The organism is Daejeonella rubra (assembly GCF_900103545.1).
In the GTDB taxonomy this organism is placed as follows: domain Bacteria; phylum Bacteroidota; class Bacteroidia; order Sphingobacteriales; family Sphingobacteriaceae; genus Daejeonella; species Daejeonella rubra.
This window is the reverse complement of the sequence record NZ_FNHH01000012.1, coordinates 33,926-52,702: the sequence shown is the minus strand read 5'-3', so window position 1 is coordinate 52,702 and position 18,777 is coordinate 33,926. Positions and strand designations below refer to the sequence as shown.

The window sequence follows — 18,777 nt, the reverse complement described above, 5'->3', positions numbered from 1 at the left end:
TATTTTTTTAATGTTTAACATCATGTACCTCCAGTTTTCCAAATTTTCTCAATTCATATTCTTTCGTCATCAGGAATATGAGTGGTGTAACCAATAGAATATGCGTAGATGAGGTAAGCACCCCACCAATCATGGGCAGCACAATGGGCTGCATTACGTCGCTTCCCACACCGCCCGACCATAATACCGGGATTAGTCCAAACAGGGCCACACAAACTGTCATGATCTTAGGTCGCAATCTTTTTGCTGCACCATTGATCACATATTCCCGCAGATCCTCCTTCGTAATGGTCTCGCTTGAATTCCCTTTCAAGGCAACCAGCTGATTCATGGCATCATTCAGGTAAATAACCATGACCACCCCCGTTTCTACTGCAATTCCAAACAGGGCAATGAAACCCACAGCAACCGCTACAGAAAGGTTAACTCCCCAGAAATACACCAGGAATACTCCACCGATCAGTGCGAATGGAATGGTCACCAGGCTTAAAAAAGCCTCCCTGATTGATCTGAAAGCCAGATAAAGAGCCAGGAAAATGATAAAAAATACAATGGGGAGAATATAGATCAGCGTTTTTTGTCCGCGTAACAGATTCTCATATTGCCCGCTCCACTCTACAAAATAGCCTCCGGGTAGTTTCAAGTCTTTATTCAGCTTATCGATCGCTTCCTGAACGGTATGCCCAAGATCACGGTCGCGTACATTGAACATCACCGCTCCCCTCAGGATCGCATTTTCGGAGGTGATCATCGGCGGACCATCCACAAAATGGATATCTGTCACTGCCGATAAGGGTATTGTTCCTGCATCGGGCGAACTCAAAGGAATACGCTTCAGCCTGTCAATGCTGTTCCGGTACTCCTGACCCAGACGCAGATGAATATTAAAACGCTTCCTGCCTTCAACTGTTGAGGCAAAAGGGGCACCGCCAATTGCGCTTTCTACTGTCGCATTCACATCATCAACTGTTAATCCGTAGCGCTCCAGCTGATCGCGCTTAATCTCAATTTCAAGGTATTTTCCTCCTGTCACAGGCTCCACGTAGAGGTCTTTTACTCCCTCAATGCTCTTCAGCAAGGTCTGAACCTCCTGAGAAATATGACTGATCTGTTTCAGATCCTGTCCGTAAACCTTCACTCCAACATCTGTCCTGATACCAGTTGAAAGCATATTGATCCGGTTGATGATCGGCTGAGTCCAGCCATTTACCACTCCGGGGATCTGAAGCTTTGCATCCAGCTCATTAATAATATCCTTCTTGGTGATGCCAGGCCTCCACTCACTCTTTGGTTTAAGTGAAATAATGGTCTCGATCATGCTGATCGGTGAATTATCAGTTGCCGAACTCGCCCTGCCTGCCTTCCCCAGAACATGATCAACCTCCGGGACTGATTTAATGACCTTATCCTGAACCTGAAGGATCCGTTTGATCTCTGCATTCGAAACATCCGGTAAAGTAACCGGCATAAAAAGAATTGACTGCTCATCCAGGGGCGGCATAAATTCGCGTCCCAGACTCATCAGCATCGGAATACTCACGATCAGGGCAATAATATTAATACCAATAGTCGTTTTCCTGTTCCGGATACAGGCCCGGATGACCGGCAGATAAACCTTTTCCATGCCTCTGTTTATCGGATTCTCATGTTCCTGCCGAAAGCGGCCTTTCATGAAAAATGAAATGATCACCGGAGCCAGAGTTAGCACCAGAATGGCATCGATAACCAATATAAATGTCTTGGTATATGCCAGCGGATGGAAGAGCTTGCCCTCCTGTCCTGTTAACATAAATACCGGCAGGAATGAAGCAATGATAATAATGGTGGAGTAAAATACTCCCCTGGAAACCTGCTTGCATGCCTTTTCAATAATGCTCAGTCTTTCTTCAGTAGAAAGCCTTACATAATCCTGATCCTTCCCATTTCGGGACTCAGATCCTTTCTTTTTAAACCACATCTGCGCTTCCTCCTTTTCTTTGTTCATTTAGTTCGGCCTGCCTGACCGCCAGATTCTTATATGAATTTTCAGCCATGATAATTCCGTTATCCACGATCACTCCAATCGCTAATGCAATACCTGTTAGGGACATGATATTCGATGAAATATCAAAAGCATTCAGCACAATGAAACTTGCGGCGATGGTAATGGGGATCTGGATGATGATACTGATGGCACTACGCCAGTGTAAAAGGAAAATCATCACGATCAGCGATACAACGATCATCTCTTCGATCAATGTGGTTTTAATAGATGAGATAGATTCTTCGATCAGCTTACCGCGGTCGTACACAATATTGAATTTCATGCCCTCGGGAAGCCCTTTGGTTACCTCCATCATTTTTGCCTTCACCTTATTGATCACCTCATTGGCATTTTCACCGTAGCGTAAAACCACGATTCCGCCAACCGCTTCACCCTCCCCATTATAGTCAAATATGCCCAGACGGCTTTCTCCGGCCATCTGAACAGTTCCTATATCGCGGATCCTGACCGGAATAGAACCCTGAGTCCGAACAGAAAGGTTGCCTATCTCCTCAATCGACTTCAAATAACCTGTTGTTTTGATAATGTATCCAATACCACTCATCTCAAACTTCCTGCCCCCGGCCTCATTATTATTGCTTTTCACGGCACGCATCACATCCTGAATATTCAGTTTGTAGTAACTGAGTTTATCGGGATCGATACTGATCTGATACTGCTTCTGGAAACCACCGAATGAAGCGATCTCGCTCACCCCGGGTACATTCTGAAGCGCAAATTTAATATACCAGTCCTGAACCGCACGCTGCTCCCCCAGATCCATGCTTTTTGCATCCAGCGTGTACCAGAGTACATGCCCTACACCGGTTCCATCCGGACCCATTGTCGGATTGACACCAGCAGGCAAGGCATTTCCAATGGAATTAAGTCGCTCAAGCACCCTTGACCTTGCCCAGTAAACATCCACATTATCTTCAAAAATGATGTAGATGAAACTCATCCCAAACATGGAATTTGCCCGTACATACTTCACTTTGGGCAATCCCTGAAGATTGGTTACCAATGGATAAGTGATCTGGTCTTCAATGATCTGCGGACTTCTACCCATCCATTCTGTAAATACGATGACCTGATTTTCAGACAGATCCGGAATAGCGTCGATCTTACTCGTTTTTACCGAGAATAGTCCCCAGGTAAAGATTCCGGCAGCAAAAAGCAGCACAATGAACCGGTTACGCAAGGAAAATGAAATGATGTTCTCAACCATAGTTCTTAGTGTTGATGATCAGCATGACTGCTGTCTGTAACAGTTGAATCAGCATGTCCGGCATCATCTGTTTTTACAACGAGGTCCATTTTGCAAACCGGGCAACTTCCGGGCTTATCACTGATCACTTCAGGGTGCATCGGACAAGTATAGACTGCCCCAGTCATGTTATGCGCTGCTGTATCTGCGCTTGTTTCGGCCGGTTTTTCAGAACTTGTGCATGCCGCAAAAAATAAAATGATCAGAATAGCGCTTGTGTTTATTAACTTTTTCATGTTTATACTGGATTAATATGTGTGTAGTGGAATCCGACAGCTGCCTGAAGGAGATGCCAGATCCTAATTAAAAAATTAATGATAGATAATTATCCCTAAAGATTTCAGACGAGTTTGAATTGAGCATGCTCAATCAATTCAGGCTTTGAAAAGGGAATTTATGGCATAGAAATGCCAGACAGAAAGAAATTTATCAGATACGGAAATTGCAGTTACGAATAAAGACAGGGGTCTTTACTGTTCGCGAAACTGCATTAATAGAAGTATGCTGTTCAGAAATTGGAGAGAGAGTCTTTACCTGAAGTTCGTGATAAAAGATCGGCTCTAGGACAAAGATCTTTGCCTGATATATACTTAAAGGAGCTTTTTGGCTTTCCTTAAGTTTAAGTTCCTGCTTTTGATCTTTACAGCAATCCTCAGAAACTCCCTTTTTCATACCGCAATTACTGCAGTCATCAGCACCTTCTGAAGAATCATTTGAAAGCCCCCACTCGATCAGCTCGCCCATACAATAATGAAAATGCACGGTCGCCCCGGATGAAACACCCAGGTAAAAAACAGCTAAAACGGTGATTAAAAGCTTTTTCATTCTATTCTTTGCAAAGATTAGGATAAAATTTTGGAATTGTTCAATTATTTTTTTGAAAATATAAAAAGCTGACACAATTCTTTTTGATGGAAGCATGAAGAGAAATCTGCAGCAATAAACTCAGCTAGCGCACGCGTGTCGCGTGTGCTGCATAATTAACCAGAACGCGCGGCACGCGCGCACCAGCAAGGCTTGTATGCGAATACGAAATCTACTTTCCGCTCTGATAGGTGATTTCATATTCGCTTTAACTCACCGGCATCCTCTTAGGCGTAAAAATAACCGTTATTATCCCTATCACAGCCAACACGATCAGGGCCGAAAAACCATTAGCATAGCTTCCGCTGATATCCCTGATCCATCCTACCATCCATGGCATAATTGCTTCAGCAAGTCCATCACCGGTTAAGACAATGCCCATGACCCTCCCCATAACTTTAACGCCAAACAGCTCGGCGGCCATTAATGGGATGATCATATAATCTCCTCCCAAGCCTATTCCGAAAACGATGGCAAAGACATAGATTACCCCCGGAGTTGTGGCAAAATAAAGCAGTGGAATCGCAGAGGCAACCAGGCAATAGATTAGAAGCATGACATATTTCTTTTCAATTTTATCGGCCAGCCAACCCATAAATAAGCGTCCGAATATACTGGCAGCAAGGATCAATGAAAGCACATTGGCTGCCTGTGTCTGAGAATATTTAAGATCGAGACTAAAAAATAATTTCAAATTCTGACTGGTAGCACTTACTGCCCCGATAGAGCACATACTTCCGATCAGCAATAAGTAAAAGGCCCTGGTCTTCAGAATATCTTTGATCTCCCGTTTCGGTTCTTCGGGGATATCTGATACAGCCGCATCTCCTGTAACCGGAGGATTATCCTTCACGAACCAGGCCATGGGAAATGACAATACGATCATGGTGATACCCAGGATAACGAGTGCATGACGAAAACCGAATTCAACATTCAGCGCTTTTGCGATCTGCGGAGCAAGCATTCCCCCTATTCCAATACCCAAATATGCAAAGCCCATGGCCTTACCCCTTGCTTTATCAAACCAGCGGGATGTTAAAACCTGATTAGGCAATGGTCCGCCGCACATGTAACCTAAAGCACTGAATATATAAAACACATAAAACTGCCAGAGGGAGGTCATCAAACCCAGGCCAATTACCCCACAGCCGGCCATCAAAATACCTGCAAGCATCATTTTCCGTGGACCGAAACGATCGATAAGGTAGCCTACCACAAAACCAAAAAGTCCAACCAGGATCTTAGCGAAGGCATTCCCCGAAGTAACAGTTGCCCGTGTCCATCCAAACTCCTGAACCCAGAAATCATAAAAGAAAGTCAATCCGTAAAACATGATCCCGATCAGGGAGAACAAACTTAAAAATCCGGTTGCTGCAACTTGCGTCTGCCCCCTCTTTAATGCACTTTGACCTTCTAGATTATCTTTCATTCAATAAATGACCCGGACATGACCGGATGCGGAGCCTAAATATAACAAGACAAAACAATTATCAATACGAATTGATAAAAATAATTGGTTTAGAATGATCGTGTAGGTAAACGTAAAGCGTAGAGATGAGATATTACTCTGTATGAATCATGTGTGATTCAATGCGAAATCGGTCAGAAAAAATACTAAGCGAAAGAAAATCGATCGGTGAAAACACTGACCGAAGGAAAATTCCAAACTTTTTCAATATCTATTGAAACACTTGCCCAAATCATGATTTTATCCTTTTTCATAATACATGGATTTAAATCAATCGCTCCAAATGTCCTTTTCGTTTGACAATATTTTTATAATCCCATTGAATTTCTCTTGATTTCTGTAGCCATCGCTTCAAATCATTGATTTCAATATCGGAAACATGATTATAGAACACTGAAGCATCTTTGAACTTTTTACCTCTTACACTTAATCCTTCCTCATTAAAATCAGCTCCACTCCAGAACATTAGGCGGAGCCCCGGTTTTTGTTTACTGTATCCAACAATTGGATTCGCATTTAAAAACCATACCGGATGGGCATGCCAGATTTTACTTTCAGCTCCGGACAGTTCAGTGTCAATTGTCGAGGCAAGCAAGTCGCAAATTTCCTTGTCACCCGGACTTAGTTTTTCGTTGAATGTTTTTATTTCTAAGTTCATACCTTTTCCAGGGAGTTATTTTTCGGGTGAATGCAATATTAACTGTGGTACGGTGAAAACACAGACCACAGGCAACTGGGGAAATCCGGCTCCATTCAATAGGGCTTCATTATTGACTCTCTTAGCCAATGAAGTCTGTGTTGTTCAGTGTAGCTTTATTTTTCACGCTAAGCGGATGATCTTAATTCATCGAATGCAATCCAATTGAGTTTCCTTCTGTGTCCAACAGGATAGAGCAAAATCCATATTCGCCAATGGACATTTTTGCCTGCAATACTTTTCCTCCTGCTGCTTCTGCCCTGGCTTCTTCTACCAAGCAATCTTCGCATGCAAAATAAACCAAAGTACCACCCGCACCAGGACTCATATTTTCCATTTTAACCAATGCTCCGCTAATGCCCATTTCGTTTTCTGCCCATGGGAAGCTAAGCATTTGCATTTCGCTCAACCCCTCCGGCACAGGAAGTTGGTTTAATTTGATCTGTAATAGTGTTTCGTAAAATTTCTGAGCCCTGCTCATATCATCTACATAAATTTCTACCCAGGTAAATGGGTTTTTAACTTGTGTTGCCATTGCTTTACATGTTTGATTAAGAAATTATTAAATATCTGCTATTGTAGGTTTAGCCCTGACGCTTTATTTGATTAAAGTATAAGTCAGAGCTCCAGATGGACAATTACTTACCTGGGCTTTCAATTCTTCTGATGAAGCATTTTCAATGATAATCCAGGGAGATTCTTTCGGTTTATAAACTTGAGGTAAAGATTTTACACAAATACCGAAATGCTGGCAAAGTTTGGGTTGCCATTTAATGATGATTTCACCGTTAGAATATTCTTTGTTCATAAGCTCTAAAATTTAATAACAAAATTCAGAATTAAATGTTCATCTGCCTTTTACTCATTCAATAAAGAGGATTTATCCTATAAAAATTCATTTCGCCTGAATGCAATAAGAGGTGATTTTTTGAATCTGACTACGATCGTTGAACTCATATAAGTCGCAAGCCGAAACAAAAGAAACCCGTTTACCATCCCTAATAAACTCGGCTGTTCCATTTACAACAACCTTGTTATCCTCTGAGATAACATTCAGCGTTTTAAAGTCGGTAGTAACGGATTTAAAATATTGCACCACCTGATTGCACTTTTCAATAATCGCACTTTTCCCTTTTAATATATCTTCGTCCACTACTTCCCAAACGGCATCATCTGCAATGAAATCGTCTGTCTTGTCAAACTCTCCGTTTGAAAATGCTATTGCTATTTCTGTTTTTGTCACCTATTTTATGTTACCTTTTATCCTCCACATTATTGTTAGCTCGCCTGAAATACTTTGTTAAATATGCTCATTGTCAGCAAGATATCCAAAGAAAAATCGAAGATTTTGGGCAAAACCCAGTTTACGAGTGCGAGTGATTCAAAAATCCAATACTTTTTATTAAACCCGAAACATAAGACAGCAATTAAGACCACTAGGGTATACCCGGACCTTAAACTCAAGATATCATTAATGTGGTACGGACAACACTGAACGCAGGAAAATCCTCGTAAAATGCAATAGCAACAACGTCTGTGTTATATGGCGTAATTAATCTTTGCCGAATCTTATTTTAATAGCATTTTCTATTCTTATAAGAAGAAATATTATTGCAATTAGCATAAATCCAAGTCCAATTATTACCCCTATGTTTTCTCTTAGGTCAAAAACCAAACCTATTAAAGAAGACACTGTCAGAATGAATCCAAATTTCATCAACTCTTTAGCTGCATACCTTTGAGAGAAATCCCATCGTTCTTGTGATTTCATTGAGCTAAATGTCCGATACCCATATAGACTGTTTATCTTTTTTGGTGGAAATTTTATCATAATAATACCTGCAATGACAAATATTAGACCTGTAATTATTGGAATTGAGAATGGTGGATTATCGAAGTTCATAGTTTATTTCTATTCTTTAGAGGTATGTCATACTTTAAGCATGATGTCGTTTTTAAAAGCTCTAAAACGGTTTTCGGGTTGGCGATGTTGGGGCATTTGAAAAACGTCAGCTCAAAATATTCACAAATGCCAAATAAAAACACCAATGTCGAGTTAATAACTGTCCGCACCACTATCGCCAGTACGATGTTGTGCGATCCTTTTCTTCTTCTATAATTAAGTCGATAAAATCGTTGACATTAAGTTCTTTCAAAGCAGCATATACTTTTTTGTCCTGGTTGGCTTTTTCAGCTAATTCGTATTTTATTTGCTGATATTTTATCCTGGCCCAATCATTTTTTCTTAAAAAATTTCGAGATAAAATGTGTCTTTCCAATGCTTTACTGCCAATTGGACAAACATAAAGATGATGCTTTACTATGTCTAATTTTTCATTTGTCAATTTACCATTTCTTTTAAATACATCCCTGTCTTCAATACCCTGGTTTCCATTATGATAATATCCAATTTTTTCAAGTCCCTGTTTTATTTTCTCAAAATCTTGTTTTACAGAGTATATAATGTCAATGTCGATTATGGGCTTTGAATCCAAATTTGGAACGGATGTACTACCAACGTGTTCAATGCTAAATTCAAGTCCGTTTAAAACAGTTTCAACTTGACTTTTTATGTCGTCAAAATGTTTGACCCAATCTGATGTATATTTTTCGATTAGCATTTATGTTTTCTAAAATGACGCACAACGGTTTGCAGATTTGAGATGGGCGGGATTTTTATTGCTGAACTTTATGCGGAGCACAAAATTTTCGGCTACCACTAAACTGTCTGCGGAGCACGAAACCCCGCCTATTGCAAATGTGCTGTTAAGCGTATGTGCTTCTTTCTCGGTCGTGTCGGTCAGCATTATTTTGTAGGTTTTTTATCAAGGAATTTTTCAAGCATTGGAACTACAAGGTCGCTTTCTTTAAAGTCTGGTGTTATGGTTGTAATTTCTCCAATGTATTGTCCGTGTCCGCCCGGAATAATTGCAAATTCCGAATTGGCAATTTGTCTATGCAGTTCCAAAGCGTGTTCGGGAGTAATAACGTCTTTGTCGCCAATTATGATTAAGGTCGGAACTGTAATTGCTTTAATTTGTTCGTCTGGAATGTCTTTGAAGTTTACCATTCGGTTTGCATCTCTGTCGTGCATTACTTGTAAACCATTTGTGTCAGCAGCAACTTTTTTGTAGCCGTCTTTCAGTTGTGCAGGCATATTTTCCAATTTGGCTTGTGCCATAAAACCCCAAAACCAGTCAGGAACACCGTTGCGTTTGGCAAGAGCTGAACCTAAAATCATTTTGTCAACTATTTCAGGATGTCTGATTGCAATTTGTATAGTCGTTGTCCCACCGTTGCTGAAACCAAAGAAATCTGCTTTGTCAATGTTTAAATGTTTGAGTAAAGCTACAATGTCGTCTGCGTCTTGTTCAAATGTGAGGTCTGCGTTTCGGTCGCTTGTCCGCCCGTGTGCTTGTAATTCAACTGCAATTACTTTTCTGTTTTTAGAAAGCAACGGAATGATTTTTTCAAAATTCGTTTGAATTGTCGAACCGCCACCGTGAATTAAAATAAGCGGTTTGCCTTGCCCGTGAATTTCGTAATACATTTTCAGTCCGTTTACTGTTGCGTAACCGCTTGTGCTGTCTTGTATCGTTTGGTTTTCTGTTGTCGTTTGAGAAGTCATTGTCTTGTTGTCTGAATTATTGCAGCTTGAAATTGCTAATGCTGTCAAGGTTACTAAAATGGTCTGCTTTATCATTTGTCAAAGTTGTTTTTTGCACTGTCGGTTCGGGTTTGCACTGTCGCCATAGCATTACGCCTAATTTGCATATATGGCTAATAAATTGCCACAAGCTCAGCAAATCCGGGGGTATTGTGGTTTATTTATCATCCTTCATTAAATATGCTCATTGTCAGAAGAATATCCTAAGACATACTGAGAATATTTGGATAAAACCAAGCTAGCAAACGCGTGTGATGCAGTAATCCAATAATTTTTATTAAAGTCAAAATACAAAACAAGAAGCAGCTGAGATCCACCAGGGTATACCGGGATCTTAAACTCAAGATATATAGTAATGCGGTACGGACAACACCGACCACAGGAAAAAAGTACAGAGCTTGGATTTAAAACTTTACTTTCAAATAATCACGAAATCCCCGCTTTTGCAAAATGAATGTTAGCGGTTCGTTGTTCTTTCTGTTCTATCAATTTTATCATTTCTTGTCCCTGAGTTTTTCTCGTTTCACAAGTTTGTTAAGGGTTTCAGCAATTCTCTCAACTTTTGTGTCGTCCGTTTTGGCTGAATAGATCCAATCTAAAAATTCTTTCTTTTGTCCATCTGTGTAAGTCAAAAATGAATTGTGTGCAAGTGGGTCTTCCCTTAAACATTCTAAAAATTCTTCTGGTATTTCTGTCGGTGCCTTGTCTGCAAATAAAACTACATTAACCCAGTCACCTTCCTTCTTACCTATTTTCTTTCTGATGTCTGCCTTAATAGGTAAGAAAAGTTTTCCGTTGCCCATTGGCATTAACTTATAGTTTTTAATCTCATAGTTGTCAATGTGTCCTTTTACCTTAACCCAACCAAAAGGCGAATGTTTGTCTCGCAAAACTTCGGAAATAGCAGCATAAGTCCAACCGCCTTTCCCTGGAAATTTTTCCAGCAAATATTTTTTGTTTACTAATGGTTTTTCTGTTTCCATTTTTCTGTCTTTTTGATTGTGTCTCTGTTGTCCATAGAACAATTGATTTCGTTCCGCAACTACCCGAAGGTTGCGATTTCGAAGCAATAACTGTCAGCCAGGCACAAAATTCATAAAAGAACAAAACTTGACCTGCCTGCCGGCAAGGCAGGTTAACCACTGAACCGCCAATTTGGGTAAGTGCTTGATAGCAGGCATTTCGGTTAATGATGTTAACTCTAAGCCTTTAAATTGTCTCTTCGGAAAGAGAAAAACATCAAAAGTCCAAACGAAATTTCAATAAGCGAACCTGTTAACAAAGAACCAAAAGATTGTACTTTAAAGTAAAATAACAAGTATGCAGCAAGTCCTAAAATGGCTCCTAAAATCCAATAAAGTCTTAAGCCATAAATAGACGCAAACGTCAAATATCTTCCACCAATAATCAGAAGCATACCTTGAAAAAACCATTCCGTATGTTGTAATGAAAGTCCAAAAGCGAGAGGTAAACACATGATCATAAATATTGTCCCTTCCATAGCCAGGTTTCCCAATGGATTACCCTTTGTATGTGTCCCACTTAGTCCAATTATTTTGCTTAGAAGCACTCCCACAGGATGGATAAACATTCCTCCAATCAAAAGTGTCCAGACAGCTTGTTTATCAGAATATTGAAAAGATATAATTGCAGAAATGAGCCAAATAAGCCCTGAAACAATTATGCCAATGGAGCCATTCGCATAACCTTTACACATATCTGTTTGAGCTTGTCTGAACGTGTCAGACTTATTTAATTGTCCGATTGTTGATTTTTCAGTCATTTCTTATAATGTTTTTTCTTTGTTTATAATTTAAAATGTGTTTTGTCATGCCTGGCGCCAATGTTTTGCAGATTTGCAATAGGCAGGCTTCTCAGCACAAATGTTTTTCCGGAGCACAAAACTTTTGGCTACCAAAAAACTGTCTGCGGAGCACGCCCCCCCCCCGCCTGATGCAAATGTGCTGTTGGCAGTTCGTGCTTTTTACATTACTTGCCAGCTGTCAGTGGTGCGCCAACAACTTTCATGTCATGGTCTGCAAAAACCTTTGCAATTTCTTCTTTTGTCGGCGGGGAAGTCCATTTGTCGGTAACCTTAAAAAATGCTTCCATCTTTCCTGATGGCAAATAGGAAACAATCATCTTTCCTTTTTCTGTCAACTGTATGAAGGCGTGTTGCACATTTCTTGGAAGAAAAATGGTGTCACCTGATTTCATTTGATATTTGTCGTCACCAACTTGAAATAGATACTCTCCATCAATGACATAAAACCATTCGTCCTGGAATGGGTGAATATGCAATGGAGGCCCACCATTCGGTGTAAGTCCGGTTTGCTCAAACACAGCTAAATCGTTTTCAGTGTCATTCCCTGATATTTTGAGGTCTAAAGTGTTTAGTGTAACACCTTTCATTTTAAAGTGCTCTCCAAATCTGGCTTCACCGGCACTTACTTTAAATCCCTTTTTTGGCCTCATAAGAATGGTGTTTTTAATTTTAGCAAACATACTCAATGGAAAGAGTGCAAGTGCTGAAAATATAAATGTGCCTCGTTTCATATTGTTGTAATTGATTTTCTGTTTATCTTATATAGGTACCACAAGTTTACAATGACGTTCGAGCATGACCGCTAACTTGTATATAATGGTATCAAAACTACCACAAGCCCACCAAACCCTGGGGTATTGTGGCTTATTTATCATCCTTTATTAAATATGCTCATTGTCAGCAGGATATCCTAAGCCAAACTGAAAATATTGAGCTAAACCCAGCTTGTAAGTGCCTGTGATTCAAAAATTCAATACTTTTTATTAAACCCGAAACATAAGACAGCATTAAGACCACCAGGAGTATACCAGGACCTTAAACTCAAGATATCAAGTAATGCGGTTGGTAATAATAGCGACCGAGGGGAAAGTAATGCGGTACGGTGACAACACCGACCGCAGGAAAGATAAAATCGGTCGGTAAAAACATCAACCTGAGGAATTGCATTTATTTCTTGTCAGGCTGCGTGATCCCTGTGCAGTTTGATGGCATTCAATTCCGTTTTCTTTTGGCTTTCTTCCTCTTCGATATCATAATCATCCTGTAAACCAAGCCAGAATTTGGCACTATTTCCAAAATAACGGGATAGCCTTAGGGCGGTATCTGCAGTTATGCGCCTGTTTCCTTTGATTATTTCGGAAATCCGCGTTTGTGGGATCCCAATATCTTTTGAAAGCCTGTAAGCACTAATTGATAATGGCTTTAGAAATTCTTCAATCAGAATCTCACCGGGATGAATATTTTTTAACTTTTCCATCTTTAATATTTTAATGATAGTCTATCAATTCCACCAGTTCAGCATTTCCATTCTTCCATTGAAAGATAATTCTCCATTGGTCATTTATTCGAATGGAGTAAAAGGCTTTTAAATTTCCCTTCAGTTTTTCCAACCTGTTTGAGGGTGGAATCATTAGATCCGATATATTTTGGGAGTTGTTAAGCATCCTGAGCTTTCTTCTGGTAGTTTCCTGTAATTCCACAGGAAGCCCCCGAATTCTTTCTCCTTCCCAAATCTGACGGGTTTCTTTATTGCCGAATGAAACAATCATTTACTAATGCTAAACGTTACTAACGTCAAAGGTAAGTAATTGGTTCTGAAATTAAAAGAGATTGAGAAACATAAAAGGCTATTAAATGGGCAATAAAGAGCAGGTGATTCATTTGTAAAATCACAATTCTTTAAAATTTTGTTTCCGGTAGATCCGGGAAGGAAGCAATCCCTCGGAAAACTCCAAAAAAAAGGCCTTAGAATTCTCTAAGACCTCATCCGTGGGAAATACTGGGTTCGAACCAGCGACCCCTACCTTGTCGAGGTAGTGCTCTAAACCAGCTGAGCTAATTTCCCCTTTGGAAACCAAAATTATTAAATTCTGTCAAAACCAAGGCTATAAAAAAGCCTTATCGCAATTCATCATTAATATCCGCCAGTACCGAAGAGCCAGGGCATAATTCCTCTTGCATCAGGGTATTGAGCGGCCTGTCCGATGAGTTTATCGTTTGGTGCAGGTTTTCCGTTTCCTTTTCAACAAAAAGCAATCCGGTCAGGATCTCACTTCTGTTCCTGGCATTCTGCAGGGCATTCATGGCACCCATTCGGTCGAATGGATTACGGTTGGAAGCGAGTTTCTCCAGTCGGATATACGTCCCGTCATGCATCATCACATTCGTACCGGTACCACTTTCATAGCTGGTCAATATCTCTGTTTTTTCAGGTACCAGGTCAGTTTTTCCGGTTGATTCAATATGCTCCCGCACATAATCATATGATTTGGTAGATCCGGGGTTATTATTGAAGGTTACACATGGAGAAATAACATTGATGAAGGCAAATCCCTGGTGACTGATAGCCGCCTTGATCAGTGGGATCAACTGCTGCTTATCTCCCGAAAAGCTCTGCGCCACGAAGCTTGCTCCAAGCTCCAGTGCCAGTCCGGCGAGGTCGATCGGCTGAAAGGGATTCACAGACCCTGCCTTGCTTTTTGATCCTTCATCAGCTGTCGCAGAATCCTGTCCCTTGGTCAGTCCGTAGCAGCCATTATTCATCACAATATAAACCATATTCAGGTTACGGCGGATCACATGGACAAACTGTCCCATACCAATGGAAGCTGTATCCCCATCGCCCGACACACCAATATAAGTAAGTTCGCGGTTGGCCATATTAGCACCGGTAGCAACAGAAGGCATTCTTCCATGAACCGAGTTAAAACCATGCGAATTACCAAGGAAATAGGTCGGCGTTTTAGATGAGCAGCCGATACCAGATAATTTAGCAATCCTATGCGGAGGTATGGAAAGCTCAAAACAGGCCTCTATGATGCTTGCGCTGATAGAATCATGTCCGCAGCCGGCACATAAAGTAGATAGAGAGCCTTCGTATTCCTTAGTAGTATATCCGAGATCATTCTTTGGCAAATCAGGATGACGGAATTTTGGACGTATATAGGTCATAAATTTATTAGTAGCTGCTGTGTTAATTAATGGCCGGGGATAAAGTTTTATTGATCTGGCTTGTGATGAACTGAGCAGTGATCGGCATACCGTCAAAGTTCAGAACAGAGATCATTTTCTGAGGGTTTACATTCAGCTCATTGATCAGCAGGCTGCGCATCTGAGCGTCCCTGTTTTGTTCAATGATGAATACCATCTCATGCGAATGAATAAAATCTTCAACTGTTTTATTGAACGGGAAGGACTTCAATCTCATTGCATCAAAAACGATTCCAGAGGCCTCCATATCATCCATTGCCTCCTCCGCAGAATAAGTGGATGTTCCAAAGAAGATCAGTCCGTAGGGACTCTTATTTTCCGACTGATACAGAACAGGCGCCGGAACGATATTTTTTGCGGTATCCCATTTCTTTAAGAGCCTTTCCATATTTCGTGCGTATACGCTTCCATCTTCGGTATAAGCTGCATACTCATCTCTGGAAGTCCCGCGGGTAAAGAATGAACCCTTGGTTGGATGCGTTCCAGGGATGGTACGGTAAGTGATTCCATCGCCATCCACATCCAGGTAACGGCCAAATCGCGGCAATTCTTCCAGCTGCTGGGCATCCAAAACCTTACCCCTATTATATTGTTTGTTATCATCCCATACAAATGGCTCGGACATATGGTCATTCATACCCAGGTCCAGGTCGGTCATCAGGATGATTGGTGTTTGTAATAATTCTGCCAGGTCAAAAGATTCGGCAGTCATTTCAAAACATTCCTTCGGGGTGGATGGGAAGATTAAAACCTGCTTGGTATCTCCATGGGATGCATAGGCCGCCAGTAAAATATCAGATTGCTGGGTACGTGTCGGCATCCCCGTTGAGGGACCGGTACGCTGAACATCGATCAATACGGTTGGTATTTCCGCAAAATAAGCCAATCCCAAAAACTCGTTCATCAATGATAATCCGGGTCCGCTGGTTGCGGTAAATGAACGTGCCCCATTCCAGTTTGCGCCTATTACCATGCCGATCGCGGCCAGTTCATCTTCTGCCTGTACGATGGCAAAGTTCTTTTTGCCTGTCTCCGGATCGATCCTTAACTTCTTGGCATAGGTTTCAAATCCTTCAACGACCGAGGTGGATGGAGTGATCGGATACCAGGCCACAACGGTCGCACCACCATACACGGCTCCAAGTCCGCATGCTGAATTACCGTCCACCAGGATCTTATCCCCAACAAGGTCGCGCCTCTCCAGCCTGATCTCCAGCGGGAAGGAAAAATTATCATTTATGTACTGAACGCCTAGTTTAAGGGCCTTAATGTTTAATCCGATTAGTTTTTCTTTACCCTCGAACTGCTCAGCAAGCAATTGCTCCAATACCTCAAACTCAATATCGAGCAATGCTGCAAGGGCACCTACGTAGATGATGTTCTTGAATAACTGACGCTGCCGCGGATCAGTAAATTCCCGGAGGCACATTTCCATCAATGGCATCCCAATATAGGTCACATCATTACGGATCAACTCCGGATGCAAAGCTTTGGTACTATCATAAATGAAGTATCCTCCGCTCCTCACCGAGCGAACATCATCGGGCATGCTCTGGGGATTCACACAAACCATGATATCTACCCCTTCACGACGGCCCAGATAGCCTTTTTCGCTTACGCGGACATCATACCAGGTGGGTAAGCCCTGGATATTGGAAGGAAAAATATTTTTGGGAGTTACAGGAACGCCCATCCTGAAAATAGCTTTGGCGAACAGATAATTTGCACTTGCAGAACCCGTACCGTTTACGTTTGCAAAACGTATGACAAAATTGTTGACTTTAGAATTAGGCATTTAGTGGCATGCTTTGGTAACTTTATACAAATATTGCTGCATATCCCATGCAGATGTAGGGCAACGCTCAGCGCAAAGGCCGCAATGCAGACAAACGTCTTCATCCTTAACCATTACCCTTTTGGTGGGCAGGGTATCGGATACGTAGAGGTCTTGTGTGAGGTTAAATGCCGGAGCTTTCAGGCGGGATCTGAGATCTTCTTCTTCTCCATTGAGGGTAAAGGTGATGCAGGAGGTCGGACAAATATCAACACAGGCATCGCATTCAATACATTTATCCTTTTCGAAGACAGTCTGAACATCACAGTTCAAGCAGCGATGGGCTTCCTTAACTGCTGTAGCTATGTCAAAGCCTAGCTCCACTTCGAGTTTACGATCAGAAAGAGCAGCTTTTTTCTCAGCCAGAGGCACTATAAAACGATGATCGTTTACCACATCATTATCGTAACTCCATTCATGGATACCCATTTTCTTGCTGACAAGATTGGTAAAGGGCGCAGGACGCTCGGTAAGGGCCGTCCCCTGACAATAAAGATCTATGGAAATAGCCGCCTGATGCCCGTGGGCTACGGCAGTGATCACATTCTTGGGACCAAAAGCAGAATCACCTCCAAAGAATACCTTTTTGTTGGATGATTGATGTGTGGCACGATCAACAAATGGCATTCCCCATTCGTCAAAGTTTACGCCCGTTTCTTTTTCGATCCATGGGAAGCTATTTTGTTGTCCGATAGCTACCAGTACATCATCCGCTTCAATAAATACATCCGGTTCACCGGCCGGGACAAGCTGACGCTTTCCGCTATCATCGTATTCGGCCATCACCTTTTCGAAAAACATACCTTTGAGGCTGCCATCTTCCACCACGAAAGATTTGGGCACATGGTTCTCCAGAATTGGAATATCCTCATGCATGGCATCCTCAATTTCCCATGGGGAAGCTTTCATCTCAGAAAAAGGACTGCGTACGACTACCTTTACCTGCTCACCACCCAAACGGCGTGAGGTACGGCAGCAGTCCATAGCAGTATTACCACCACCCAGAACAATCACCTTTTTTCCGATTTTATGCGTATGCTCGAAGGCTACACTTGCAAGCCACTCGATACCGATATGTACATTTTTACCGACCTCTTCGCGTCCGGGAAGGTTGAGGTTCCGTCCGCGAGGTGCACCGGTGCCTACAAAAACCGCATCGTATCCCTTGTCGAGAATTTCATTTAAGCTGGAAACATAGGTTTTGAAATGGGTATGAATGCCCATATCCAGGATGTAGCCTACCTCTTCATTCAGAACTTCAGTGGGTAAACGGAACGAGGGGATCTGACTGCGCATCATTCCGCCGCCAGCCTCATGCTCATCATACAAATGAATTTCATAGCCAAGGGGAGCAAGATCACGTGCTACCGTTAAGGATGCTGGTCCTGCGCCAATCAGAGCTATCCGCTTTCCATTCATTTGTGAAGGAATTGCGGGCATGAATGCCTTGACATCGTCTTTATTATCAGCGGCTACACGCTTCAGGCGACAAATAGCCACGGGTTCTTCCTCGATCCTTCCGCGCCGGCATGCCGGTTCGCAGGGACGATCGCAGGTGCGGCCAAGCACTCCGGGGAATACGTTGGATTCCCAGTTGACCATGTAAGCTTCTGTATATTTTCCTGCTGCGATCAGCCTGATGTATTCAGGTACCGGAGTATGTGCGGGGCAGGCATACTGACAATCCACAACCTTGTGGAAGTATTCCGGGTTTTTGGTATCTGTTGGTTTCAAAAATTATACAGCCGTTAAAATGAAAAGATTCTTAAATAAACAATATATAGTGCACTGAAATTTTAATGATCTCAATGTATTTTTCCTTATGAATTCAATTTCCGGTTCCGCCAATATGCTGCAGAACCATTATATACAGATAAAATTTTCTGAAAATCTTAATTTTCAGACAGCCACCATCCGGCAGA

Annotated in this window: 20 protein-coding genes and 1 tRNA gene; all 21 read right to left on the bottom strand. The window is 41.8% G+C overall.

All coding sequences use genetic code 11. From position 1 onward, the window contains the following. Positions 1-7 precede the first annotated feature (7 nt). Positions 8-1,957: an efflux RND transporter permease subunit gene (locus tag BLR27_RS18805; protein WP_090704544.1), complete on the bottom strand. Its 1,950-nt coding sequence runs from the start codon at positions 1,955-1,957 to the stop codon at positions 8-10. Then, positions 1,947-3,251 carry an efflux RND transporter permease subunit gene (locus BLR27_RS18800; protein ID WP_090704457.1) on the bottom strand — a complete coding sequence of 435 codons (1,305 nt, stop codon included), beginning with the start codon at positions 3,249-3,251 and terminating at the stop codon, positions 1,947-1,949. Before BLR27_RS18800 ends, BLR27_RS18805 begins: the two co-directional genes overlap by 11 nt. Before the next feature lie 5 nt (positions 3,252-3,256). After that, a complete protein-coding gene (locus tag BLR27_RS10115) occupies positions 3,257-3,526 on the bottom strand; it encodes a heavy metal-binding domain-containing protein (RefSeq protein ID WP_090704455.1) in 270 nt (89 codons plus the stop codon). 193 nt (positions 3,527-3,719) lie between these two features. Beyond that, complete coding sequence (locus BLR27_RS10110; protein ID WP_143007723.1) at positions 3,720-4,115, bottom strand: HYC_CC_PP family protein; 396 nt, start codon at positions 4,113-4,115, stop codon at positions 3,720-3,722. A 247-nt stretch (positions 4,116-4,362) separates the two neighbouring features. Next, positions 4,363-5,583, bottom strand: a complete 1,221-nt coding sequence (locus tag BLR27_RS10105) for an MFS transporter (RefSeq protein WP_090704451.1) — start codon at positions 5,581-5,583, stop codon at positions 4,363-4,365. A 304-nt stretch (positions 5,584-5,887) separates the two neighbouring features. Next, complete coding sequence (locus BLR27_RS10100; protein ID WP_090704449.1) at positions 5,888-6,280, bottom strand: DUF1801 domain-containing protein; 393 nt, start codon at positions 6,278-6,280, stop codon at positions 5,888-5,890. Positions 6,281-6,461: 181 nt separating this feature from the next. After that, positions 6,462-6,854 (bottom strand): VOC family protein, encoded by a 393-nt coding sequence (locus BLR27_RS10095; RefSeq protein WP_090704447.1) that lies wholly within the window; start codon positions 6,852-6,854, stop codon positions 6,462-6,464. A gap of 63 nt (positions 6,855-6,917) precedes the next feature. Continuing rightward, positions 6,918-7,127 carry a (4Fe-4S)-binding protein gene (locus tag BLR27_RS10090; RefSeq protein WP_090704445.1) on the bottom strand — a complete coding sequence of 70 codons (210 nt, stop codon included), beginning with the start codon at positions 7,125-7,127 and terminating at the stop codon, positions 6,918-6,920. Between the two features lie 87 nt (positions 7,128-7,214). Continuing rightward, positions 7,215-7,562 carry a nuclear transport factor 2 family protein gene (locus BLR27_RS10085; RefSeq protein WP_090704443.1) on the bottom strand — a complete coding sequence of 116 codons (348 nt, stop codon included), beginning with the start codon at positions 7,560-7,562 and terminating at the stop codon, positions 7,215-7,217. Positions 7,563-7,871: 309 nt separating this feature from the next. Then, complete coding sequence (locus BLR27_RS10080) at positions 7,872-8,222, bottom strand: SdpI family protein (protein ID WP_090704441.1); 351 nt, start codon at positions 8,220-8,222, stop codon at positions 7,872-7,874. 172 nt (positions 8,223-8,394) lie between these two features. Then, entirely contained in the window at positions 8,395-8,940 is a 546-nt protein-coding gene (locus BLR27_RS10075) for a GrpB family protein (protein ID WP_090704439.1), read from the bottom strand. Positions 8,941-9,125: 185 nt separating this feature from the next. Then, a complete protein-coding gene (locus BLR27_RS10070) occupies positions 9,126-10,022 on the bottom strand; it encodes an alpha/beta fold hydrolase (RefSeq protein WP_090704437.1) in 897 nt (298 codons plus the stop codon). 458 nt (positions 10,023-10,480) lie between these two features. Continuing rightward, the gene (locus BLR27_RS10065) at positions 10,481-10,969 is read right to left on the bottom strand and encodes a YdeI/OmpD-associated family protein (RefSeq protein ID WP_090704542.1); all 489 of its coding nucleotides are present in this window, start codon (positions 10,967-10,969) and stop codon (positions 10,481-10,483) included. A gap of 218 nt (positions 10,970-11,187) precedes the next feature. Continuing rightward, on the bottom strand, positions 11,188-11,769 hold the full coding sequence (locus tag BLR27_RS10060) for a DUF7010 family protein (RefSeq protein ID WP_090704435.1): 582 nt from the start codon (positions 11,767-11,769) through the stop codon (positions 11,188-11,190). A 206-nt stretch (positions 11,770-11,975) separates the two neighbouring features. Then, positions 11,976-12,542, bottom strand: coding sequence for a cupin domain-containing protein (locus BLR27_RS10055; protein WP_176767665.1), 567 nt, complete (start codon positions 12,540-12,542; stop codon positions 11,976-11,978). Positions 12,543-12,988: 446 nt separating this feature from the next. Then, the gene (locus tag BLR27_RS10050) at positions 12,989-13,288 is read right to left on the bottom strand and encodes a HigA family addiction module antitoxin (RefSeq protein WP_090704433.1); all 300 of its coding nucleotides are present in this window, start codon (positions 13,286-13,288) and stop codon (positions 12,989-12,991) included. A gap of 10 nt (positions 13,289-13,298) precedes the next feature. Then, positions 13,299-13,580 (bottom strand): type II toxin-antitoxin system RelE/ParE family toxin, encoded by a 282-nt coding sequence (locus BLR27_RS10045; RefSeq protein ID WP_090704432.1) that lies wholly within the window; start codon positions 13,578-13,580, stop codon positions 13,299-13,301. Between the two features lie 221 nt (positions 13,581-13,801). After that, positions 13,802-13,876, bottom strand: a tRNA-Val gene (locus BLR27_RS10040). 53 nt (positions 13,877-13,929) lie between these two features. Beyond that, positions 13,930-14,982, bottom strand: coding sequence for a 2-oxoacid:ferredoxin oxidoreductase subunit beta (locus BLR27_RS10035; protein WP_090704430.1), 1,053 nt, complete (start codon positions 14,980-14,982; stop codon positions 13,930-13,932). A gap of 22 nt (positions 14,983-15,004) precedes the next feature. Continuing rightward, a complete protein-coding gene (locus BLR27_RS10030; protein WP_090704428.1) occupies positions 15,005-16,816 on the bottom strand; it encodes a 2-oxoacid:acceptor oxidoreductase subunit alpha in 1,812 nt (603 codons plus the stop codon). Then, positions 16,817-18,589, bottom strand: coding sequence for an FAD-dependent oxidoreductase (locus BLR27_RS10025; RefSeq protein ID WP_090704426.1), 1,773 nt, complete (start codon positions 18,587-18,589; stop codon positions 16,817-16,819). Positions 18,590-18,777 lie beyond the last annotated feature (188 nt).